Source organism: Novosphingobium sp. HNCC26DJ243, assembly GCF_057180545.1.
The window spans coordinates 213,292-233,901 of record NZ_JBXUGN010000002.1 but is presented as its reverse complement, the minus strand read 5'-3'; the positions used below and the strand labels follow the sequence as shown (position 1 = coordinate 233,901).

The 20,610-nt window shown below is 65.4% G+C and carries 21 protein-coding genes; 7 read left to right on the top strand and 14 right to left on the bottom strand.

Annotated features, from left to right (window positions below; all coding sequences use genetic code 11):
- Nucleotides 1-21: 21 nt before the first annotated feature.
- The 4 genes from AC2A04_RS08615 to AC2A04_RS08600 all read right to left on the bottom strand — a co-directional run bounded on the left by AC2A04_RS08615 (nucleotide 22) and on the right by AC2A04_RS08600 (nucleotide 4,022).
- On the bottom strand, nucleotides 22-1,122 hold the full coding sequence (locus AC2A04_RS08615; RefSeq protein ID WP_484211913.1) for an inositol-3-phosphate synthase: 1,101 nt from the start codon (nucleotides 1,120-1,122) through the stop codon (nucleotides 22-24).
- Between the two features lie 272 nt (nucleotides 1,123-1,394).
- A complete protein-coding gene (locus AC2A04_RS08610; protein WP_484211912.1) occupies nucleotides 1,395-2,078 on the bottom strand; it encodes an HAD family hydrolase in 684 nt (227 codons plus the stop codon).
- Nucleotides 2,075-2,791 (bottom strand): phosphocholine cytidylyltransferase family protein, encoded by a 717-nt coding sequence (locus AC2A04_RS08605; protein WP_484211911.1) that lies wholly within the window; start codon nucleotides 2,789-2,791, stop codon nucleotides 2,075-2,077. Before AC2A04_RS08605 ends, AC2A04_RS08610 begins: the two co-directional genes overlap by 4 nt.
- Nucleotides 2,792-2,924: 133 nt before the next feature.
- Nucleotides 2,925-4,022, bottom strand: a complete 1,098-nt coding sequence (locus tag AC2A04_RS08600; RefSeq protein ID WP_484211910.1) for a CDP-alcohol phosphatidyltransferase family protein — start codon at nucleotides 4,020-4,022, stop codon at nucleotides 2,925-2,927.
- 108 nt (nucleotides 4,023-4,130) lie between these two features.
- On the opposite strand from AC2A04_RS08600, the gene AC2A04_RS08595 reads away from it, so the two are divergent.
- Nucleotides 4,131-5,075: a CDP-alcohol phosphatidyltransferase family protein gene (locus AC2A04_RS08595; RefSeq protein ID WP_484211909.1), complete on the top strand. Its 945-nt coding sequence runs from the start codon at nucleotides 4,131-4,133 to the stop codon at nucleotides 5,073-5,075.
- Here the strand turns inward: AC2A04_RS08595 and AC2A04_RS08590 are convergent.
- Both AC2A04_RS08590 and AC2A04_RS08585 read right to left on the bottom strand, forming a co-directional pair.
- Nucleotides 5,072-6,574: a lipopolysaccharide biosynthesis protein gene (locus AC2A04_RS08590; protein WP_484211908.1), complete on the bottom strand. Its 1,503-nt coding sequence runs from the start codon at nucleotides 6,572-6,574 to the stop codon at nucleotides 5,072-5,074. The two genes, AC2A04_RS08595 and AC2A04_RS08590, sit on opposite strands and share 4 nt — an antisense overlap.
- 54 nt (nucleotides 6,575-6,628) lie before the next feature.
- Nucleotides 6,629-7,915 (bottom strand): MFS transporter, encoded by a 1,287-nt coding sequence (locus AC2A04_RS08585; protein ID WP_484212245.1) that lies wholly within the window; start codon nucleotides 7,913-7,915, stop codon nucleotides 6,629-6,631.
- A gap of 167 nt (nucleotides 7,916-8,082) precedes the next feature.
- On the opposite strand from AC2A04_RS08585, the gene AC2A04_RS08580 reads away from it, so the two are divergent.
- Entirely contained in the window at nucleotides 8,083-8,709 is a 627-nt protein-coding gene (locus tag AC2A04_RS08580; protein ID WP_484211907.1) for a class I SAM-dependent methyltransferase, read from the top strand.
- A 21-nt stretch (nucleotides 8,710-8,730) separates the two neighbouring features.
- On the opposite strand, the gene AC2A04_RS08575 is transcribed toward AC2A04_RS08580, so the two are convergent.
- Nucleotides 8,731-9,552, bottom strand: coding sequence for a DUF7847 domain-containing protein (locus tag AC2A04_RS08575; protein WP_484211906.1), 822 nt, complete (start codon nucleotides 9,550-9,552; stop codon nucleotides 8,731-8,733).
- A gap of 115 nt (nucleotides 9,553-9,667) precedes the next feature.
- Between AC2A04_RS08575 and lipB the strand changes: the two genes are divergently transcribed.
- Nucleotides 9,668-10,339: a lipoyl(octanoyl) transferase LipB gene (lipB, locus tag AC2A04_RS08570; protein ID WP_484211905.1), complete on the top strand. Its 672-nt coding sequence runs from the start codon at nucleotides 9,668-9,670 to the stop codon at nucleotides 10,337-10,339.
- A complete protein-coding gene (locus tag AC2A04_RS08565; protein ID WP_484211904.1) occupies nucleotides 10,336-10,638 on the top strand; it encodes a hypothetical protein in 303 nt (100 codons plus the stop codon). The genes lipB and AC2A04_RS08565 overlap by 4 nt, the downstream gene beginning before the upstream one ends.
- Here the strand turns inward: AC2A04_RS08565 and AC2A04_RS08560 are convergent.
- Together AC2A04_RS08560 and AC2A04_RS08555 are read right to left on the bottom strand one after the other, a co-directional pair.
- Nucleotides 10,621-11,502, bottom strand: coding sequence for an HpcH/HpaI aldolase/citrate lyase family protein (locus AC2A04_RS08560; protein ID WP_484211903.1), 882 nt, complete (start codon nucleotides 11,500-11,502; stop codon nucleotides 10,621-10,623). The genes AC2A04_RS08565 and AC2A04_RS08560 overlap by 18 nt on opposite strands.
- Nucleotides 11,503-11,520: 18 nt before the next feature.
- A complete protein-coding gene (locus AC2A04_RS08555) occupies nucleotides 11,521-12,624 on the bottom strand; it encodes an alkene reductase (RefSeq protein ID WP_484211902.1) in 1,104 nt (367 codons plus the stop codon).
- 70 nt (nucleotides 12,625-12,694) lie between these two features.
- Between AC2A04_RS08555 and AC2A04_RS08550 the strand changes: the two genes are divergently transcribed.
- Nucleotides 12,695-13,624 (top strand): DMT family transporter, encoded by a 930-nt coding sequence (locus AC2A04_RS08550; RefSeq protein WP_484211901.1) that lies wholly within the window; start codon nucleotides 12,695-12,697, stop codon nucleotides 13,622-13,624.
- On the opposite strand, the gene nadA is transcribed toward AC2A04_RS08550, so the two are convergent.
- From nadA to AC2A04_RS08530, 4 genes are all read right to left on the bottom strand, one after another.
- Entirely contained in the window at nucleotides 13,621-14,619 is a 999-nt protein-coding gene (nadA, locus tag AC2A04_RS08545; RefSeq protein ID WP_484211900.1) for a quinolinate synthase NadA, read from the bottom strand. The genes AC2A04_RS08550 and nadA overlap by 4 nt on opposite strands.
- A 53-nt stretch (nucleotides 14,620-14,672) precedes the next feature.
- Nucleotides 14,673-15,404 (bottom strand): adenylate cyclase, encoded by a 732-nt coding sequence (locus AC2A04_RS08540; protein WP_484211899.1) that lies wholly within the window; start codon nucleotides 15,402-15,404, stop codon nucleotides 14,673-14,675.
- Between the two features lie 80 nt (nucleotides 15,405-15,484).
- Nucleotides 15,485-16,147 (bottom strand): DUF4230 domain-containing protein, encoded by a 663-nt coding sequence (locus AC2A04_RS08535; protein WP_484211898.1) that lies wholly within the window; start codon nucleotides 16,145-16,147, stop codon nucleotides 15,485-15,487.
- Nucleotides 16,129-17,052 carry an MBL fold metallo-hydrolase gene (locus AC2A04_RS08530; protein WP_484211897.1) on the bottom strand — a complete coding sequence of 308 codons (924 nt, stop codon included), beginning with the start codon at nucleotides 17,050-17,052 and terminating at the stop codon, nucleotides 16,129-16,131. The genes AC2A04_RS08535 and AC2A04_RS08530 overlap by 19 nt, the downstream gene beginning before the upstream one ends.
- A gap of 74 nt (nucleotides 17,053-17,126) precedes the next feature.
- On the opposite strand from AC2A04_RS08530, the gene AC2A04_RS08525 reads away from it, so the two are divergent.
- Nucleotides 17,127-18,596 carry a glycerol-3-phosphate dehydrogenase gene (locus tag AC2A04_RS08525; protein WP_484211896.1) on the top strand — a complete coding sequence of 490 codons (1,470 nt, stop codon included), beginning with the start codon at nucleotides 17,127-17,129 and terminating at the stop codon, nucleotides 18,594-18,596.
- Nucleotides 18,593-20,065, top strand: a complete 1,473-nt coding sequence (locus AC2A04_RS08520) for a glycerol kinase (protein WP_484211895.1) — start codon at nucleotides 18,593-18,595, stop codon at nucleotides 20,063-20,065. Before AC2A04_RS08525 ends, AC2A04_RS08520 begins: the two co-directional genes overlap by 4 nt.
- On the opposite strand, the gene AC2A04_RS08515 is transcribed toward AC2A04_RS08520, so the two are convergent.
- A complete protein-coding gene (locus AC2A04_RS08515) occupies nucleotides 20,062-20,541 on the bottom strand; it encodes a DUF1465 family protein (RefSeq protein WP_484211894.1) in 480 nt (159 codons plus the stop codon). The two genes, AC2A04_RS08520 and AC2A04_RS08515, sit on opposite strands and share 4 nt — an antisense overlap.
- Between the last annotated feature and the right edge of the window lie 69 nt (nucleotides 20,542-20,610).

Sequence of the window (20,610 nt, the reverse complement as noted above, 5' to 3'; positions counted from 1 at the left end):
CCGTCGCGTCAGGCGGCTCGCTTATTCGGCGGCCAGCTTTTCGACCGAGGCATATTCCTCGACCATCTGCGCGGCAACGTCATCGTTGAACTGCTGCGGCGGGTGCTTGCAGAAGTAGGCCGACGGGCCGATCAGCGCACCGCCTTCACCACGCTCGAGCGCAACCTTGCAGCAACGGATCGCGTCCATGACGCAGGCCGCCGAGTTCGGGCTGTCTTCGACCGAGAGGCGAAGTTCGAGGTTCATGGGCACGTTGCCCCACTGCTGGCCTTCCATGCGGATGAAGCACAGCTTGTTGTCCTTCTGCCAGGGAACATAGTCCGAAGGACCGACGTGGATGTTCTCGTCCTCGAGGCGCGTGGCAAGCATGGCCTGCACTGCTTCGGTCTTCGATTCCTTCTTGCTGCCCAGACGCTGGCGGTCGAGCATGTTCATGAAGTCGGTGTTGCCGCCGGTGTTGAGCTGGTAGGTGCGCTCGACGTTGACGCCACGTGCCGCGAACAGGCTCGACAGGACGCGGTGGACGATCGTCGCACCAACCTGGGCCTTGATGTCGTCACCCACGATCGGGATGCGCTTCTCGCGGAACTTCGATTCCCATTCCGGGGTCGAAGCGATGAACACGGGCATGCAGTTGACTACGGCAACGCCGGCTTCAAGCGCACATTCCATGTAGAACTCGGTGGCTTCCTGCGAACCGACGGGAAGGAAGTTCAGGAGGACTTCAGCGCCCGATTCCTTCAGAGCCTTGACGATGTCGGCCTGGGTGGCTTCCGGCTGGTCAGCCACGATGAAGCCCTTTTCACCGACCGAGGTCATGTGGGCGGCAACACCGTCCGACACGCGGCCCATGATGACCTTCGCGCCGGTCATCGGGACGCTGGCCTGGAACACCGTGGTGTTGTTCGGAGCGGCGAAAATCGCCTCGGCAATGTCCTTGCCGACCTTGCGCGCGTCGACGTCGACGCCGAGCACGAAGTCAACATCACCAGCGCCGTAGCCACCGATCCGGTCGTGGATCAGGCCCTGCGACGAGTTGTTGTTGCGATAGTAGGCAACCCCTTGCACCAGCGAGCTAGCGCAGTTGCCCACGCCGATCACGGCGACCTTGATTGGCTTCATGAATAACGATCCCTTCACACAGGCGCCCCAGGGCGGCTGTAATCAAACTGCCTCACAATACCGAAATGCCGCCGAATGCAAGTCGATTCCTCTGCCAGTCACGACGGACCGGAGGACAGGCAGCACCCACCAACCAGTCACCTGCACTCCTGTCATTTGCGCAGCACCCTTGAAAAGGCGGCGCAAAAAACAGCAACTTTCGATGGGATGCGGCCCTTAACCGAAAAATGCGTCACGCGATAGTGCGTTTGCGCAAGTGCGGCGACACGTCCTCAACCGATTGCCGAAACCGTGGCAATAACGCCACCAAGTTCGGCCAATGACGACAGCGTCCGGGTGCCGGGTACGGCCCGTTCGAAGTCGGCGTGCACGAATGCATCGGTCAGGAGGGCGCGAAAGCGCACGCCTGCAGCCCGCGCGATGTGGGCGTCGTTCGGTGAATCTCCGGTGAACAGGAACGCCGACCGGTCAAGGCCGAAGTGCTGCTCGAGCGCCCTGAAATGGGGCTCGCCCTTGGCAAAGCCGGCGTCGCCGTCGGATGGAGCGCGATATCCCAGCGCGCAATCGACCGGCCAGTCGCGCGCCAGTCGCTCGACATAGATTTCGAGGTTGTTGGACGAGATCGCTACGAAAAAGCCCTGTGCTCGCCATTCCTCCAGAAGCCCGGCGACTTCCGGCGAGATCGCGATTCCAGCAAGATAGCCGTCCTTCCACGCCTCGAAACGCTCGGCCACCGGATCGGTGTCCTGCCCCGGATAGAGCTGACGCAACTGGCGCTCGAAAGGCAGGCCGGAGGTATCGAAGTACGATTTGCGCGCCTCGGCAAAGGGCGTGCCGAACGCTTCTGCCATCAGTTCCGCCGCGCGATCGGCGTAGTCTTCCATCGTCGGCACCAGCGTGCCGTCGAGATCGAATACCAGCAGCCGGATCGCTCCTTCACTTGCCGCGGGGATCACGCAGACAGGCTTTCGCGCGCCACGGCGAGATCTTCAGGGGTATCGACCTCGAACCACTTCAAGCCCGAAAGCCAACGCACCTGTGGAGCCGCCGCATCGTGCCGGGCAAGTTCGTGCAGAACCATTTCAACCGATGCCGACGCAAGGTCCTCGGTCTGGTGGACGCGATCGAAGGCCGACCAGTAGGCCGGGCAGCAGCGCGATCCCACGCTCGTTGTGCCGATGTAGGCACCATCGTATTTCGGCAAGGTCTTGGAGATCGCCAGCAACCGGCCGTCGCGTTCGATCACCTTCATTTCGTCCGGCAGCACCGGCCGTTCGCGCTCGCAGGCGATCTGCAGGTCGGCTGATCCCGGCGAAAAATGGCGCGTATACATGTCGGCAGGAAACAGGTGATCGGCGTTGGTCAGGACGAAGGCTGAATCACCGATCTTCGTACGCGCCGCACCAAGAGACGTCAGGTTGCCAGCCTCGAGATCGGCATTGCGCACGGTAACCACGGGGGCCGCTGGCCATTCGCGCGCAATGTGGTCCTCGATCAGCTGCGCGCGATAACCGGTGACGACGATGACCTCGTCGGCCACCGCCAGGAGGGCTTCGATCGCAAAATCGATGCACGCGCGTCCGCCGACCGGCATCAGCGGCTTGGGCAGAGATTCGGTTGCCTCGCCAAGCCTGCTGCCTCGGCCCGCAGCCAGGATCACACCCTTCATTCGTTATCTCGGTCCCAGTTGCGCACGACGTCCCGTTCAATTTGGGGGAACGTGTTGCGTCGCGCAAGGGGGGCAAGGTGCAAGTTCCCGCACAAAGGCGGGGCCGGGGCCATGTGCGGGTAGGGGGTGGTGGTCAGATCTGGCGCATGTGCGGGGGCAGGAGTTCGCCCTCGCTGTCTGCCAGGATCAGCGGAGCACACCATGCGACCGCACCCAGCCAGATCAACAGGCCACCCAGCAGCATGCCCGGCAGAACCCACGAGAGATGGGCAAGACAGAAGACGCAGGCGATCATGACGTAGACGTCGCGCTTGAACAGTCTTTCGAGAGTCAGGGTCACCTTCTGCAGCACCGGTCGTCCCTCGAGCCGGCGCGTCAGCGCTGCCCTCAGCACGTCGAAGCTGCCCCGCTTCGGGCCCAAGCGCACGAGGATGCTCATTGCCGCAATGCCGCAGACCAGCAGCACCACGCACGCCAGCGCGACCCAGCCGAAGCCCTGGCCATATGTGCGGATCACGCCGGTCATCAGGCCGACCACGAAGCCGAGATTGGCTACCGTATCGCAAGCGGTATCAAGCAGCGCTCCGCGTCGGCTCATCGCCCATGAAACTCGCGCAATGTCGCCATCGACGCAATCGGTGACCGAGACGGCCTGAAACAGGAAGCCGCCGAGCGCCAGCCATTCGGGCCCGCCATGGGCAAGCACGACGGCCATGACCATCGCCAGCGCAAGGGTGAACCACGTAATCGGATCGGGACCGAGCCCCAGCCGCAGCGCGAGGGCGGACATGCGGAACGAGATTGGCCGGTTGATCCAGCGACCGACCGGGCCCTCGGTCGGCTTCAGCGTGGCGCGAAGGAGAGACATCACCGTAGCGTGATTGCTGTTCCCGCGGACGAGGCGCGGATCGTCGGGCGCGAACACCAGCGCAGGATCGGCGCGCAAGGCTTCAAGCGCCTGCTTCGTTGGCAGTGCATCGGCAGGGATCAGGGCGGTGCCGGGCGGAAGGTGCGCCACATCCGGCACGATCGTTACCTGCGGAAGCGGCCGTGCGCGCATCGTGAAGCTGCGGCGCCAGTCTTCCGCGACGGGCCTGTCGGCCACGATGAAGATGCTGTCGGCTCCGGTCACGTCGGCGAGGATCACGGCCCGGGCGATTCCGGTGATGCCGCCAATCGTGCGGCGCAGATAGGAACTGGCCGGAATCGCAACGGAAAATGCCGTATTCAAGCGCGTCTGCCTCTTGCCGGGCATCGCAGGCCCTTTCCACCGCCTATAGACATGGCTACCGCATGCGCCAAGCGGGGTTTGCGCGGAGGGGTTGGCAAGGTGGGTGCGGTGAACACGAAAAGGACGATCGAGCGTCCGAAGCGCCCGCGCGAGCTGCAGGATGCCCTCAATTTCTACCTTTACCACCCGCTTGCATGGCGGCTGGCCAAACTGCTTTCGCGCACGCCGCTGACACCGAACATGGTCTCGGTCATGGGCGGACTGCTCGTGGTCATGGCGGGCGTCGTCTATTTCAACATGGATTCGACAGGCGGCACCTGGGCGCTGGGCTGGCCGTGGGGCCCGCTCCTCGGCCTGGTGCTGCACATGAGCTGGCACGTGGTCGATGGCGCGGACGGCGACCTTGCGCGAATCACCGGCAAGTCGAGCCCGATTGGCGAAATGGTCGACGGCATCTGCGACTACACCAGCCACATCGTCGTCTACGTGCTGCTGGCTTTCGTGCTCACGCGGCAGATCGGGGCGGGACCGGCCTGGGCATGGACGCTCGCGGCGGGCATCTCGCACATCGTCCAGTCGAACCACGTCGAAGTGCAGCGCCGCTTCTACCAGTACTGGACCTACGGCGTGCCCTGGCTCAACAACTCGCGCGAGAACGGCGCAGGGCTGTTCGGGGGCAAGACGCTGTTCTCGCGCCTGTTTGAACCGATTGCGCGCGGCTATCTCTACATGGCCGCGGGGATGACGCCGCACGCGCGCCGCATCGACAGCGCGGTCAGCGACGCGATGGCAAGCAACGACAGCGCGCAACTTGGCGCGATCCGCGCCGAAGTGGCGCGCGAACAGAAGCCCTTGCTCAATTTCCTCAAGCTGCTCGGACCCAATCCGCGCGCGATCGTTCTGGGTCTGGCGATGCTTGCGGGCAGCCCGGTGTGGTATTTCTTCTATCAGGCGGTCGTGTTGAACGTCCTGCTGCTGATATCAGTGCAATTGCACAATCGCGCCGCCAAGGTCACCGCCAGTCGGGTAGATGCGCTCCAGGCCGTGAACTAGCTGACGCGGAAGCGCTTGAGCGAAAGCACGCCCGGCTGCATCCGCCGCCAAGCCATGACGATTACCACGTAAAGCACGAGTGCAAGCAGCGGCGATACCGCTTGCACGACGCCATGTGGCGCGCCCTGCAGCACGGTCATGCGCGCGATCCATCCGCCGTAGATTCCGAAACCGACCGAAGCGGCCGCAGCCACCATGGGCACCGCCGCGTGCAACGGATGGCGCTTCACGCCAAGGCCGGCAAGCCAATGGCGCCGCAGGAACGCTGCAAGAACGGCGGCAATCAGCATCGCCAGCGACGCCCCGAGAATGTCGTAGCGCGGTGTCAGCAGCGGAATGGCAGCGGCGGCTATCGCGATCTGAATGAGGTTGACCTGCAGCGCGATGGCAGGGCGGCGATAGTACAGGATCAGTTCGGACACGCCGAACGCACCGTTCACCGTCTCGGCCAGGACCATCGCGACAAGCGCGGCATAGGCCGAAGCGTAGTGCGCGCCGAACAGGTCGAGCAGGGCATCGCCCGTCGCCGCCATCAGCAGCACGACGCCCAGCTGGATCGTCAGGATCACGCGCGTTGCTGCAGCAGTGGCCTCGCCCGTGGTGACGTCGCCATCGGCATTCATCGTGCGCGCGGTCAGTGGGGTGAGGATGCCGTCGAACGACTGGCGCACCTGCAGGATAGGCGTGCGCAACTGGCGCAGCACGCCATAGACGCCGACAGGTCCGTCGCCCAGCAGGAAGCCGACGAGATAAAGATCGATGCGCTGCGCGAGCGCGGTCAGGAGGTCGCTGCCGCTGGCTGGTACGAGCGCCCTTGCCCTCGCGGCGAGAGCCCTGGGATCAGGCCGCCAGCGCCGCAGGTGGAGCGAGCCGAGGCAGTGGCGCGCGCTCCAGATCGAGAAGGCGGCCAGCGCGATCGATCCCGCCCAGTAGCCGATCAGCATGCCGCTCTGCTCGAGGCCCAGATACCATGCCGCCAGCGCAACGCCGGTCAGCACGTAAGGTTCGACCAGGCCGCGCGCGATGACTTCGTACCGCATCTTGTGCGTCCACCGGGTCGCGGCGAGCGCGATGTCGCCGAAAACCTGGCCCAGCACCGACGGCGCAAGCAGCATGAAAGCGAAGCGCAACTGTTCGGATACAAGGGCCTGCGGCAGGACCTCCGAACCGAGAATCACCAGCAGCGAGACGGCAAGGCCCGCAACCGTTGCCAGAAGCAGCGCATCGAGCAGCACGTGCGTTGCGAGGCGCGCCGTGGGCCCTTGAGTCTCCTCTTCCAGCCATGGGAAGATCATGCGCTTTAGGCCGAGGCTGGCGAGCGGAACCGCCAGTTCCACCAGCGCGCTCGCCATCGTGAAAACGCCGTAGTTCACCGCGCCATAAAGCCGCGCGCCGACATAGAGGAATCCGGCACGCGCCGCGAAGCGGATGACGAAGCTCAACGCATTCGAACCGGCACCGCGCGCGATGACGTTACGGGAAGTGCTCGCGGCCGACATTGGGCGCGATTGGCGGCAAATGGGCGGATTGGCAAGGGGCAGGCGCGCAAGCCCTCAGGCCGGATCCTTCTCCATCGAGAAGAGGCAGAGCGCGACAACTACCAGGGCCAGAAGCTCCATCGTTCCCCAGGCGAGCCATTGCGAATGGTTGTAGAACCACACCCCGATGGCGGGTGCCGCAATGTAGCCCGCGCCGTTTATCGACGCGACGATACCCGCTGACTGGCCCTGTTCTCGCGGCGATACCGCGAGGCTCGCTCCCGAAGTGAATCCCGGCCGGAACAAGCCATAGCCGAGCGATGCCACTGCAAAGCCCAGCGTGATGCTGTGCAGGTCGTTGCCGAGCGCCACCGGAATGACGCCGATCACGGCAAGGCTCATGCCCCACAACGTCGACGTGCGCGGACCGAGCGCGAGCATGGGAATGAGGCCCCACTGCGCCAGCAGCGTTGCAAAAGCGCCTGCCATCAGCACCAGGCCGACCGGCCCCGCCCCCGCATTCGGATCGCCGCGAAGGCCCAGCCGGTCAAGCAGCAGGAAGCCGATCACGCCCAGCAGCATCGCCTGTGCGTGGCCTCCGATCAGACCGGCCAGAAGCCACGGGCGCAAGCGGGTATCGGTCCAGCGCAGGCGATCGGCACCCTCGTGCTGCGGCTCGGCGGCCGGCAGTTCGTCGGGTGAGGCATCGGGTCGGTCTTCGACCATGCGCGGATTCGACGAAGCGCTGAACGGCGCGGACATGACCTCGCCGCGCGCCTCGAAGCGCGGGTCGTCATCGGGCAATCGCGTGCGTAGCAGAACCAGGACAATGATGCCCAGCAGCGTGAAGATCGCGAATGGGCCGACCAGACCGAGCCCCGGTACGACCATCAGCGGCGCGAGCGCCGGCCCGAGAACGGTGCCGAGGCCGAAGCTCGACGCCACCAGCGAGAGCGCCTTGACCCGGTCCGCGCGTCCGGTGCGGCTGGCAACATAGGCCTGGACCGCAGGTGGCGCGGCCGATCCGAAGCCTCCGTAGAACGAGCGCGCCAGTGCAAACAGCGCCATCGTGAGTCCGGCGCTGAACCAGTTCTCGAGCCCCAAGTGGAGAATCGCGCCACACAGTGAAAACGACAGGATGAATCCGATCACGCCGAGCGCCATCATCGCCTTGCGCCCGCGCCTGTCCGAGCGGCGTGCCCAGAATGGCGCGAAGACGACCCACAGCAGCGCCGACCACGAATAGGCAAGGCTTACCCAGACGTCGGCAATCCCCAGCCGCGTGCCGATCGAAGGCATGACCGACTGCATTGCGGTGTTGCCCGCTGCGGTCACGAGCATGACCGCAAACAGCAAGGCCATGCGTTCGCGCGGCAGGCGGACCGGGCTTTCGCTCACGGCTTGTTGCTCGCTGTTGTCCACGACTGGTTCATTCGAGTTGGGTAAGGGCCAAGCACGGCGCTTGCAATGCTGCAGCAAATTTGCGACCGCCACATCCAAGCTTGACCGGCAGAGGACCATTTCCTGCAATGACTTCGACCCAGGCGGCGCGTGCGCCCTTACTCCAGAGGGCAAAACGCAAGGCGGAACGCGTGCTTGGCCCGGCCGGCATATTCTTTAAGGGCTTCCTCAAGCACCCGGCCATGGTCGGTGCCATCGTGCCGTCGTCCGGGCGCACGATTGAGCGCGTCCTGTCGAAAGTGAACTGGGAAGAGTGCCGTCTCTTCGTGGAATACGGCCCTGGCGTCGGAACCTTCTGCCGCCCCGTCCTCGAAAAGCTGCGCCGCGACGGCCATCTGATCGTGATCGATACCAACCCCGATTTCATCGAATATCTCTCGAAGACCATTGGTGACAGCCGCTTCACTGCGGTTCACGGCTCGGCCACCGATGTCGAGGAAATCGTGCGGGCCCATGGCTTCGACCATGCTGACTACGTGCTTTCGGGCCTGCCGTTCTCGACCCTGCCCGAAGGCGTCGGCCCGGCTATCATGGGCGCGACGCATCGCGTTCTGCGCCCGGGCGGCGCATTCCTTGTCTATCAGTACACGGCGCGTGCGCGCGATCTGATGAGCCAGTTCTTCCGCAATATCGACAAGGGCTTCGAGCCGCTCAACGTGCCGCCCTGCGTGATCAGCTGGGGCTGGAAGGAGTAGGTTCGAAGGGGCGGTCTTGCCCTATTCGAAGATCCCTGCCGTTTCGTCGATCGGTGCGCCCGCTAGCTGGCGGTACACCGCCGCCAGCATCGCGATGAAATAGACGAGCGCGCCCGAAGTGATCGCACTCGAGATGGCGGCTGTCAGCACGTGCTGCACCTCGCCGCCGGTGGTCAGGACGAGCACGACGCCCACCAGCATCATCACCAGCCCGTAGATGACCGCGAACAGTAGCCCGGCCAGCACGAAGAAGCCGAGCAGCCTGCCCGAATTACCGCGTGTCAGATACCATGACCGGCGCAGCGCCTGCACCGGATTGCGTTCCGCCTCGATCGCCAGAACCGGTGCGACCAGCGCCATGCGCAAGCTGCACCAGATCATGGCAAGGAAAGCCGCGAGAATTGCGAAAGCGGCGAGCGCCTGAAGGCCGGTCATTGTGGCGCCGGTCACCACGATCAGAAAGCCCATGCCCAGCACCGCGCCGACGATGATCTGCGCAAGGACGTAGGGGCCGAGCGCCTGAAACCCGCGCCGTATCGCCTGGCTCACCGTAGGGCGCGCAGCATCCGTCATGACGACGAGCGTGGTCACCGTGCCCGCCATCTGCAGCAGGGTGACCAGGACCAGCAGCGGCAGCGATGAGGTCCAGGCATCGGCCATGATCTCCATCATCTCCTGCGGCGGAGTTCCAGGTGCCATCTGCGGTTCAGGCACGAAGACCGAGAACGCAAGGCTGGGCAGAAGGAAGAACACTCCCGCAATCGCCATCAGCATGTCGCGATTGGTCGAGACGAGGCGCGTCGCGGTTTTCCAGGCGAGGCTGCTGTCGAGGCGTGGCGTCATGCCAGCTTCCTAGCAGCGAACCGCCGCGTGTCGAACCCCGATTGCGCAAGCGTCAGGACCGTGGGGCGGACCGGACTCACTTGCCAGCGGCGCATGGCCGCGCCATGCGATGGCGATGAGTGCGAATGACAGCATCGAAATCCGGCGCGCGACGGCGCAAGTCCCTTACCGTGACGCGCTCGACGCCATGGCGCAGCGCAATGCCGCGATCGCCGATGGCACGGCAGGCGAACTGGTCTGGCTGCTTGAACATCCGCCCGTCTACACCGCAGGGACCAGCGCCGCACCCGATGAGCTGCTCGATCCCCGGTTCGAGGTGGTCGAGGCAGGGCGCGGCGGTCGCTACACCTATCATGGTCCCGGGCAACGCATCGGCTATGTCCTGCTGGACTTGCGCACGCGCGCGCGTGACGTCCGCGGCTTCGTCCATGCGCTTGAGGGCTGGGTGATCGAAACGCTCGCCGGTTTTGGCGTCGAATCATGGCGTGCCGAAGGCCGCGTCGGGATATGGACCAACGGACCGGACGGGCGCGAGGCGAAGATCGGCGCGATCGGCGTGCGTATCCGTCGCTGGGTCACGATGCACGGCTTCTCGGTCAACCTCTCGCCCGACCTGTCGCATTTCGGCGGCATCGTCCCTTGCGGGATCGAGGAATTCGGCGTGACCAGCCTTGCCGCATTGGGGAAAGATGTGACACCCCAAGCCTGGGACGAGGCGCTTCTGGGTAATCTCGACGCTTTCCTTGCCCGCCTTGAAACGCCCTGCCCTCCGGAGGCTACCGCATGACCATCCGTTCCGCCGCGCTAGTCCTTGGCCTGACTTTCACCCTGCCGCTCGCCGCATGTGGGAAAAAGGACAGCGATGAAAAGGCTGCCACCGCCGGCAGCGAAGTGCTGCCCGGCAGCATCAGCGACGACATGATCAATCTCGACACGTCGACCGCTTCGCCGCCGATGGCGCCGGTCAAGGCCGAAGCCAAGGCGAAGACGTCGGCCAAGCCGGCGGATGCCGAAGAGCCCGATGACGCCGAAGCGCCGGCCCCGGTTGCCGCCGAAGCGCCCGCCCAATCAGGCGATACCGAGTAACTGCTTCGCCATCCTGAGGTGAGGCTGGTCGATCATCCGGCCATTGTACTGCAGCGTTCCCGAATAGGGGTTGGCGGCAAACAGGCCGACGATTGCATGCGCCTCGGCAAGTTCTTCCTCGGTCGGCGCGAACGCTGCGTTGATGATCGGCACCTGCGACGGGTGGATTGCCAGCATGCCGGTAAACCCGTCCGCGCGCGCGGCTTCCGCTGCGTGACGGGTGCCGTCCTCGTCGCGGAAATCATCGTGGAGCGTATCGATCGCCCAGACGCCCTTGGCATGGGCGACAAGCAGGCACTGCGCGCGGATGAAGCGGAAGGCATCGGTCCAGGCACCGTTTCCGTCCCGTTTGCGCGTCGCTCCCAGAACCGCCGAAAGGTCTTCGGCACCCCAGGTGAGCCCGGCAAGCCGGGGCAGGGGCTCATCGACGTAGGAAGGAATGGAAAGCGCCGAGCGCGCGGTTTCGCTCACCAGCGGCAGGATGCGTGTGGCGCCGTTGGCGATGCGGTTGCGCTGTTCCAGCTCATAGATCTCGGCGGCAAGCTGCCGGATCTGGTCAGGGCCTTCACACTTGGGCAGCATCACCCCGTCAGGGGCCCCGGCCATGACGACCTGCAGGTCGTCGCGCCACATCCCGGTATCGAACGCATTGATCCGCACCCAGCGCGAAACCGGGCGGTTCTCGGTCACATGCTGGCGGTGGATCGTCAGCCAATCGCGCGCCAGCACGCGCGCCTGGGGCTTGGCGGAAGGCGCAACCGCGTCTTCCAGATCGACAATCACCGCATGCGCGCCCGTGGCCATCGCCTTGCCCAGTTTCTTTTCGCTGTCACCGGGAACGAAGAGCCAGGATCTGGGCGGCATGCGGCAATACTCCTCACCTCAGGCTGATGCGGTTTCCTCCGCCAGCGTCGGATAGTCGGTATAGCCAACTTCTCCGGGGAAATACCATGTTTGCGGTACGCCCTTGTTCGGATTGATGGGCGCACCCTGGCGGATGCGCTCGACCAGGTCCGGATTGGAGATGAACGGACGGCCGAAGCTCACGGCATCGGCACGCCCGGACTCGATGTCCGCTACGGCCTGTTCGGCGGTGTAATCGCTGTTGAGCACGAGCGGGCCGGTGTAGATCGAGCGGATCAACGCGTCCTGCTGGGGGACGTCGGTCTGGCCGAAGGTGCCTTCCGGTCCCGGTTGGCGCAGTTCGACGAAGCCCACGCCCAGTTCCTGCAGGACTCTGGCCGCCTCGCCGAACGTGGCGGCGGGATTGCTGTCGTCGGTCCCTTGCGTCTCGCCATTGGGCGAAAGGCGGATCGAAACGCGATCCTTGCCCCAGACCGCGATCAGCCGCTCGAGCACTTCACGCATCAGGCGCACGCGGTTCTGCGGGCTGCCGCCGTAGGCATCCTCGCGCAGATTGGTCGCGTCACGCAGGAACTGGTCGATCAGATAGCCATTGGCGCCGTGCAACTGCACGCCGTCGAAGCCTGCCTTTTTCGCGTTTTCGGCGGCGCGACCATAGTCCTCCACCACGCGCGGAATCTCGTCGAGGCGCAGCGCCCGTGCGGTCACGTAGTCCTGCGTGCCTTCCGGCGTATGGGCATGGCCCGGCGCACGCGTTGCCGATGCCGACACCGGCGGCTCACCGCCCAGGAAGTAGGGATGGACGACGCGGCCCATATGCCAGAGCTGCAGGATGATCCGTCCGCCCGCAGCGTGGACAGCCTCGGTCACCGGCTTCCAGGCCTCGACCTGCTCATCGTTCCAGATGCCCGGCGCACTCGGCCAGCCGAGCCCTTCGCGGCTGATGCCGGTGGCCTCCGAGATGATCAGCCCGGCACTGGCGCGCTGCCGGTAGTATTCGACCATGATCGGGGTCGGCACGCCTTCGCCCGAGGCGCGGCCGCGGGTAAGCGGGGCCATGACGATGCGGTTGGGCGCAACGATCGCGCCAAGGTGCAGGGGCTGGAACAGCGGGTCATGCATGCTAGGGATGCTCCTTGATAGGGTCGCGACACCACTCGGTTTCGCTTTGCAACTGGATTAAGCAGGGCCGATGGCGATTTCAAGTGACGCAAAGCCGCCATTGCGGCCAAGTCCGAAGCATTTCCTTGCGCTGCTGACAGGAAACATTGCCTTGGCGCTTGGTCCCTGGTTCGTGCGGATCGCCGACAGCGGTCCGGTTTCGGCGGGTTTCTGGCGCCTGTTCCTCGCCCTTCCGCTGCTCGCCCTGTTCGCCCGCGCGGCGCGGGAGCGAATGACAGGCTTTGGTGCGCGGGACTGGTGGATACTGGCGGGTGCCGGCCTCGTCTTCGCGCTCGACCTTGCCTCGTGGCATGTCGGGATCGAGATGACCAAGCTGGGGAATGCTACGCTGTTCGGCAATTCGGGCAGCGTTATCCTGATGGTCTGGGGTCTCGTGGCAATGCACCGCCGCCCGCACTTGCGCGAATATGCTGCCGTGGTGCTTGCGATTGCGGGGGCCGGTCTGTTGCTCGGCCGGTCGATGGAGATCGATTCACGGACGCTTTCGGGCGATCTGTTCTGCATCCTCGCCGGACTGTTCTACGTCGTCTACATCCTGTTCGTGCAGAACGTGCGCGGCCGCGTCGGGTCGTGGAGCCTGCTGTTCTGGTCGAGCCTCGCCGGCTGCCCGGTCCTTCTGGGCACCGCGCTTTTCATGGGCGAGCCGGTCATCCCCACCAACTGGCTCCCGGTCGTCGGCCTGATGATCGCCAGCCAGATCGTCGGACAGGGCCTGCTCGTCTACGCCATAGGCCATTTCTCGCCACTGGTGATCGGACTCGTCCTGCTGACCCAGCCGGCGGTATCCGTGCTCGTCGGCTGGCTGGCCTTCAGCGAGACGCTCGCGCTGCCTGATGCTCTCGGCATGGGCATGGTCGGCGCAGCGCTGGTGCTGGCGCGCCTTGCCGAGCAGCGGTCAGCCCAGCCCGAGTCTCCGCACGGGGCCCAGCCAGAGGCTTAGCCTACGAAGGGCCGCGCCCCCAGATCGCCCATGCCGACCGTGCCGCTGGCCATGTCGAGCATGCGGTCGAGGCTCTTCTTGGCGGCGAGGCGCAAGGGTTCCTCGATCTCGATGCGGGGCTGGAGGTCGCGCAGCGCGATGTAGAGCTTTTCCATAGTGTTGAGCGCCATGTAGGGGCAGATGTTGCAATTGCAGTTGCCGTCCGCACCCGGCGCACCGATGAAGGTCTTGTCGGGAATGGCGAGCTGCATCTGGTGGATGATGTGCGGCTCGGTCGCCACGATCAGCGTATCGCCGGTGAAGGTCTTGGCGAACTGCAGGATGCCGCTGGTCGAGCCGACGTAATCGCAATGATCGATGATGTGCGGCGGGCATTCGGGATGGCCGGCCACCGGCGCGCCGGGGTGTTGGGCCATCAGCTTGAGCAGCTCGGTTTCCGAAAATGCCTCGTGCACGATGCACACCCCGGGCCAGAGCAGCATGTCGCGCCCGAACTTGCGGTTGAGATATCCGCCCAGGTGCCGGTCAGGGCCGAAGATGATCTTCTGCTCTGGCGGAATCTGCGCAAGGATCGTCTCGGCGCTCGATGACGTGACGATCACGTCCGACAGCGCTTTCACCTCGGTCGAGCAGTTGATGTAGGTCAGCGCGATATGATCGGGGTGCGCCTCGCGGAAGGCCTTGAACTTGTCGGGCGGGCACGAATCCTCGAGGCTGCATCCGGCATCGAGATCGGGCAGGACCACGATCTTTTCAGGCGAAAGGATCTTGGCGGTATCGGCCATGAACTTCACGCCGCAAAACGCGATGACTTCGGCATCGGTCGCCGCTGCCTTGCGCGAGAGTTCCAGCGAATCCCCGACGAAATCGGCAAGATCCTGGATTTCGGGACGCTGATAATAGTGCGCAAGGATCACCGCCTTGCGTTCGATCCGCAAGCGGTCGATCTCGGCGCGAAGGTCGAGTCCGGCAAGGTTGGTCGGCTGCGCAGTCATCACGGTCTCCCGCCCAGCGGACCGTGCCGGGTCGAGAGGCGGACTTAGGGGCCTCAACCGCCCGCTGCAATACCTTCTGCCAGCGAAACGAACGGCGGGAAGATCGAAAGGGCGTGAACCAGCACGGCCACCAGCACGACCGCAAGGGCCGCAACGCGGGTTGCCGGGTGAATGCGTCGCGTCTCGCGCAGATCGTGCCGGGCAATCAGCGCGACGACGGCGAGCTGCAGCACGACTTCCAATGCGGCGGTCAGGTTCGGACCCAGCAGCGGCGCAGGCAGCAGTCGCCCGAACGCCGGCTCCATTACCAGCACGGTCGCACCCAGCATCAGCCGGCGGTGCCATTGCGTTTGCCGACGCATCGCGATCCCCGCGCCGACCACCAGCGCAAAGGCGACGGCTTCGACATGCGTCAATGCGAGGAAATAGGGGTTGGTGAAGAACGGCGGCACGCGGTGCAGTTCCACCGCCATGCGCCCGGTGAACATGCCGAGCCCGGCAATGACCAGCACAAGTGCGAGACCCAGCCAGCCAAGCTTGCGATGGAGCGCGATATTGCCCGCGCCGACGAGCACGTTCTGCGTAACGAGCAGTCCCAGCCAGGAAAGCATCGCCAGCCCATGCAGATGGACCCAGATCGGCACCGTGGTCGGCACGACGAATCCGCGCAACGCCCACTGCGCAAAGCCGAAGACGATGAACGCGGCCATGCCGGCTGCCATGCGCGTGAAGAAGCGCTGGTCGCGGGAATAGGGGTAGGCATTTGTTATTGTTGCAGTTGCCATGAACAGTCTCCCGCCAATCCCGGCGGGCTGTTACCTGCCAGGCTGCTCTGCTCCAATGACGCCCGTCACACTGGATTGGATTATTGGTCGAACGTTACCACGACTTTGGCCTTCCCGTAACCGGCAACCTGCAGCGGGATCGAGAGGTTCTGGCTGATCGCCTGCCTGGCCGCTTCACGCGCGAGGTTCATGAGCACAGGATTGGCGGCCTGCTGCACCGCCTGAGCTTCGGCAAGGCGGGTGTTGTCGCGCGTCAGCTTGTCCTGCGCCTCGCGGCTGATCCAGATGCCGTCGCGCAAATATTGCGCGCGCGCTTCGTCGAGATTGGGACGGCTTACGCTGAGCGAGGGCAGGCGCACGCCGAGAGTCTGATCGGCCGCATTCCAGGTCAGGCGTTCGCGCCCCACTTGCGCAAGGTTGATCGTATAGTCGACCCGCGCCGGGATCACAGCGACCTGCTTGGCATTGACCAGCCCGAACAGGCGTGAATCGTCGCTCGACACCACGGGCGCAAGCTCGGCGCTGAACACGGTCAGCTTGTCCTGTTTTTCGAAGGCGACAAGGCTCGTCGCCAGCGGATCGCCGATGTCTTCGGGCTGCCAAAGCTTCCACCCGAGGAATGCTGCTGCGGCCAGCGCGACGAGAAACAGGCCCCACGGTAGCATCGAGACGCGCGCAAGCGACGTCTCGCGGTGGGGCGCAATTGTCGGGGCGGGCTTCGTGGTCAGGTCAGGATTGTCCATCGTTCGCCCTCAACGGCCACGCGACCCTGCCGTTCCAGATCGATCAGGTGCGCGAGCACCGAACGCCCCGCCGCGCCGTTTAGCCGGGGATCGAGTCCCTTGTACATCGCGGCCACGAACTCGGGAATGGCGTGTGGTCCGTGGTCTTCCAGCACCCTCAGGATCTGCCGCTCACGCTGGCGGCGATGACCCAGCATCCCCCGCACGAGCTGGCGCGGATTGTCAATCTGCGGCCCGTGCGCCGGATAAAGCACGCGGTCTTCGCGATCGTGGAGCTTCTGCAGGCTTGCCATGTAGGCGGCCATGTCGCCATCGGGCGGAGACACGACCGAGGTGGACCATCCCATGACATGGTCGCCCGTGAACAGCGCGCCACTTTCGAGAAGCGCATAACACAGGTGATTGCTGGTGTGCCCCGGCGTGGCCACCGCCTCCAGCGTCCAGCCCTCGCCCGAGATGCGCTCACCATCGCCAAGCACGCGGTCGGGAACGTACTCGGCATCGAATGCGGCATCGGCACGCGGGCCATCATCGTCGAGCGAGAGCGCGGCGCATCCGATGATCGGCGCGCCAGTCGCCGCCACCAGCGGGCGGGACGCGGGGCTATGGTCGCGGTGCGTATGCGTGCAGACCACGGCCACGATCTTCGCATCGCCCACTGCCTTCAGGATCGCCTCGACATGGCCCGCGCCATTGGTGTCGGCATGGCCGGATACGCCCGTATCGTCAGGGCCCGGATCGATCACCGCCACCTCGCGACCGTTACCCACGATGTAGGTTTGCGTTCCGGTGAAGGTGTAGGGCGAGGCATTGGGCGCAAGCACCCGCCGCACAAGCGGTTCAAGCTGCTCCGAAAGTCCGGTGGGCCAGGATGCGCGGTCGGGGATGGGGGGCAATTGCGCCATGGCAGATGCTATGGGGATTGTCCGCAGGTCACGCAACCTTGCGCAACGCCTCTGCCCGATCCAAGGTGTGAGTGATGGAGACCCCATACGACCTTGCGGTGATCGGCGGCGGCGTGAATGGCGCTGCCATCGCACGCGATGCCACGGGGCGGGGGCTTTCCGTCCTGCTGCTCGAACGCGGCGATCTGGCGCAAGGCACCTCGTCTGCTTCAACCAAGCTGATCCACGGGGGCCTGCGCTATCTCGAGCATCGCGAATTCGCGCTGGTTGCCGAGGCCCTTCATGAACGCGAGATCCTGTGGCGTCAGGCGCCGCACATCATCTGGCCGATGCGCTTGGTCCTGCCGATCGTGCCCGAGGGCCGCCCCTGGTGGATGCTGCGCACGGGGCTCTGGCTTTATGACCGCATCGGCGGGCGCAAGACATTGCCGCCAACCCGGCGCGTGAAGCTCGATGGCCGCATGGGGCTGCAAAGCGATGTGCGCCGGGGATATGAATATTCCGATTGCTGGGTGGACGATGCGCGACTGGTCGTCCTGCTCGCACGCGATGCCGCCGACCGGGGCGCCGAAATCCGCACGCGCTGCGCTGTGACGCGGCTCGCGCGCCAAGGTCATCTCTGGCGGATCGAGGCCGGGCAGGAGACTTTCCATGCCGCCATCGTGGTCAATGCAGCAGGGCCGCAAGTGGGGCAGGTGATGGACCAGGCGCACGCGCCGCGCCCGGGCCTGCTACGGCGAGTGCGCGGATCGCACATCGTCGTTCCCCGCTTGCACGACGATCCGCGCGCGCTGTTCCTGCAATTGCCCGATGGCCGCATCTGCTTTGCGATCCCGTGGCAATATGCCTTTACCCTGATCGGCACGACCGACAGCGAGGAAGGCGCCGATGCCGACCCGCCAAAGGCAAGCGAAGCGGAAATCGCCTATCTCCTCGATGCGGCGAACCATTATTTCCGCCGCAGCCTCAAGCGTGAGGACGTCGTGTGGACTTACGCGGGCGTGCGGCTGCTCGCCGACGATGGCTCGGGCAGGCCCGAGGCGGCGACGCGCGGCTACCGGTTCGAGCTTGACCGGGGAAGCGATCACCATTCCGCGCCGCTGCTTTCGGTGCTCGGCGGCAAGATCACTACGCACCGCACCTTGGCCGAGGCCGCGCTCGAGCGCCTTGGCGTCATGGACAATGCCGGCTGGACAGCCACGGCGCCGCTTCCCGGAGGGGATTTCACGCCCGACGGGATTGACGAGGCGGACAACCTCGCGCCGGTCGAACAGGAGATCGTGGCGCAGGCCCAGCATCTTTCGCACGCCACGGTTCACCGGCTGGCACGCGCCTACGGCACCGATGCCCTCGGCTTCGTGCGCGGGGACATGGGCCGGCACTTCGGGCAGGGCTTTACCGAGGCCGAACTCGATCACCTGACCACGCGCGAATGGGCGATGACGGCGCAGGATGTCCTGTGGCGCAGGTCCAAACTGGGGTTGTGGTTCAGCAAGGACGAAGTCGCCGCGCTCGCCCTTGCTCTCGGGGAGGAGGGGCGATGACGGACGATCTCGTGCTGGTGATCGACGCCGGAACGACGTCGACCAGGGCCTTGCTGTTCGACCGGTCGGGCCGCTGTCATGACGTCAGCCAGGCCGAGTTTCCCCAATACTATCCCGAGCCCGGCCGGGTCGAACATGACGCATCCGAGATCTGGCAATCCACCCTCGATTGCATTCGCGCCGTGGCGCGAGCGGCAGGCCGTGGGCGGATCGCCGCGATCGGTGTCACCAACCAGCGCGAGACCGTCGTTGCCTGGGATCGCCTGACCGGCGAGCCGCTGGCGCGCGCTATCGTCTGGCAGGATCGCCGCACCGCGCCGATGTGCGAGCGCCTGCGGTCCGAAGGAGCCGAACCGCTGGTGCAGTCGCGCACCGGGCTGATGCTCGATCCCTATTTCTCGGCAACCAAGATGCGCTGGCTGCTCGATCACGAACCCGCCGTCCATGCCGCTGCGCAGGACGGGCGGCTGGCGCTCGGCACGATCGAATCCTGGCTGGTCTGGAAACTGACCGGCGGGGCGCGGCATGTCAGCGACGCCAGCAATGCCAGCCGGACGCTGCTGCTCGCGCTCGACGGTGCAGACTGGGACGACGATCTGCTTGCGCTGTTCGGCGTGCCTCGCGCGGCCCTGCCGCAAGTCACCGACTGTCTCGGTGATTTCGGCGAAGCGCTGCCGCAGTGGCTGGGTGAAGCGATCACGATCAGAGGGCTTGCCGGTGATCAGCAGGCGGCCACGATCGGGCAGGGCTGCCTCGCACCGGGTCAGGTGAAGGCAACCTTCGGCACCGGTGCCTTCGTGCTTGCGGCAATGGGCGATGCCGCGCCGCGCTCTGGCCACCGCCTGCTTGGCACGGTGCTGCTGCAGGACAGGGGCCAGCGCCGTTTCGCGCTCGAAGGTTCGGTGTTCGTTGCCGGAAGCCTGATCAAGTGGCTGCGCGATACGATGGGCCTTGTCGGATCGGCCGAGGAAACCGCAGCGCTTGCGGCCTCGGTGCCCGACAGCGGCGGGGTCGTGCTCGTTCCGGCGCTCGCGGGGCTTGGCGCGCCGCACTGGCGCCCGGATGCGACAGCGAGCCTTACGGGGATGACCTTTGCCACGACCCGCGCCCACGTCGTGCGCGCCGCGCTTGAGGCGATGGCCCACCAGACTCGCGACCTGATGATCGCCTTTGCCGCCGACCGCGCGCCGTGGGCATCGCTCAGGATCGATGGCGGGATGAGCGCTAACGACTGGATGGCGCAGGATCTTGCCGACTTGCTCGAGCTGCCGGTCGAGCGGCCTGCCATGGTCGAGACCACGGCGCTCGGTGCCGGAATGCTTGCCGCAACGGCTTCGGGATGGTTCGGATCGCTGCACGAGGCGGCCGATGCCATGCGCGGGCCGCTTGTCCGGTTCGAGCCGAGCATGACCCCCAGTGTCCGCGATGCCCGCATCGCGCGCTGGGATGCCGCGCTGGCGAAGATCTAGGCTGCGTTGACCGCGCTGGCGAGACGGTCGCGCAGTCGGCGCACCGCGCTGTCGCCCTGCGTGCCGTTGGTCCGCCAGGCATCTTCCAGCCGCTGGATGCGCTGGTAGAGCCGCTCGCTCTCATGGACGAGGAACTGCACGTCGTCCGGCAGCGATGCAACGACATCAGCCTCGCTCGAAGGGAAGTTGGCAATCAACCGGCCATGGCGACGCAACTGCAGCTCGGACAGTTCGCCTGCAAAATGGGCGCGGTGATTGAGCAGCCAGGCAAGGCAATGCATGACCCGCGTGGTGGTGCGCAGCGCCTCGCAGGAAATCTGCACCCGGTGCAGGTCTTCGCCGTCTTCCACGCCCGAACCTTGCGCGGCTTCATGGCGCAACCGCTCGAACCGCGTGCGAACCATGTCGGCAAGGTTCAATGCCTCGGCATAGAGCGCTTCGACGATGCGCGGATTGAGGCTGGGAAGAAGGGCCATGCCAGAGCGCATAAAGCGGTGCGGTGCAGCGCGCCAGCCACCCGACACCTCCGAAGCGGTCCAATCCCC

Bases quoted from the DNA above. Each gene is read 5' to 3' on its own strand.
- AC2A04_RS08615 (WP_484211913.1), bottom strand. From the start codon at position 1,122: ATGAAGCCAATCAAGGTCGCCGTGATCGGCGTGGGCAACTGCGCTAGC.
- AC2A04_RS08605 (WP_484211911.1), bottom strand. From the start codon at position 2,791: ATGAAGGGTGTGATCCTGGCTGCGGGCCGAGGCAGCAGGCTTGGCGAG.
- AC2A04_RS08590 (WP_484211908.1), bottom strand. From the start codon at position 6,574: ATGTCGGCCGCGAGCACTTCCCGTAACGTCATCGCGCGCGGTGCCGGT.
- AC2A04_RS08585 (WP_484212245.1), bottom strand. From the start codon at position 7,915: ATGGCCTTGCTGTTTGCGGTCATGCTCGTGACCGCAGCGGGCAACACC.
- AC2A04_RS08580 (WP_484211907.1), top strand. From the start codon at position 8,083: ATGACTTCGACCCAGGCGGCGCGTGCGCCCTTACTCCAGAGGGCAAAA.
- AC2A04_RS08575 (WP_484211906.1), bottom strand. From the start codon at position 9,552: ATGACGCCACGCCTCGACAGCAGCCTCGCCTGGAAAACCGCGACGCGC.
- lipB (WP_484211905.1), top strand. From the start codon at position 9,668: ATGAGTGCGAATGACAGCATCGAAATCCGGCGCGCGACGGCGCAAGTC.
- AC2A04_RS08565 (WP_484211904.1), top strand. From the start codon at position 10,336: ATGACCATCCGTTCCGCCGCGCTAGTCCTTGGCCTGACTTTCACCCTG.
- AC2A04_RS08560 (WP_484211903.1), bottom strand. From the start codon at position 11,502: ATGCCGCCCAGATCCTGGCTCTTCGTTCCCGGTGACAGCGAAAAGAAA.
- AC2A04_RS08555 (WP_484211902.1), bottom strand. From the start codon at position 12,624: ATGCATGACCCGCTGTTCCAGCCCCTGCACCTTGGCGCGATCGTTGCG.
- AC2A04_RS08550 (WP_484211901.1), top strand. From the start codon at position 12,695: ATGGCGATTTCAAGTGACGCAAAGCCGCCATTGCGGCCAAGTCCGAAG.
- nadA (WP_484211900.1), bottom strand. From the start codon at position 14,619: ATGACTGCGCAGCCGACCAACCTTGCCGGACTCGACCTTCGCGCCGAG.
- AC2A04_RS08540 (WP_484211899.1), bottom strand. From the start codon at position 15,404: ATGGCAACTGCAACAATAACAAATGCCTACCCCTATTCCCGCGACCAG.
- AC2A04_RS08535 (WP_484211898.1), bottom strand. From the start codon at position 16,147: ATGGACAATCCTGACCTGACCACGAAGCCCGCCCCGACAATTGCGCCC.
- AC2A04_RS08530 (WP_484211897.1), bottom strand. From the start codon at position 17,052: ATGGCGCAATTGCCCCCCATCCCCGACCGCGCATCCTGGCCCACCGGA.
- AC2A04_RS08525 (WP_484211896.1), top strand. From the start codon at position 17,127: ATGGAGACCCCATACGACCTTGCGGTGATCGGCGGCGGCGTGAATGGC.
- AC2A04_RS08520 (WP_484211895.1), top strand. From the start codon at position 18,593: ATGACGGACGATCTCGTGCTGGTGATCGACGCCGGAACGACGTCGACC.
- AC2A04_RS08515 (WP_484211894.1), bottom strand. From the start codon at position 20,541: ATGGCCCTTCTTCCCAGCCTCAATCCGCGCATCGTCGAAGCGCTCTAT.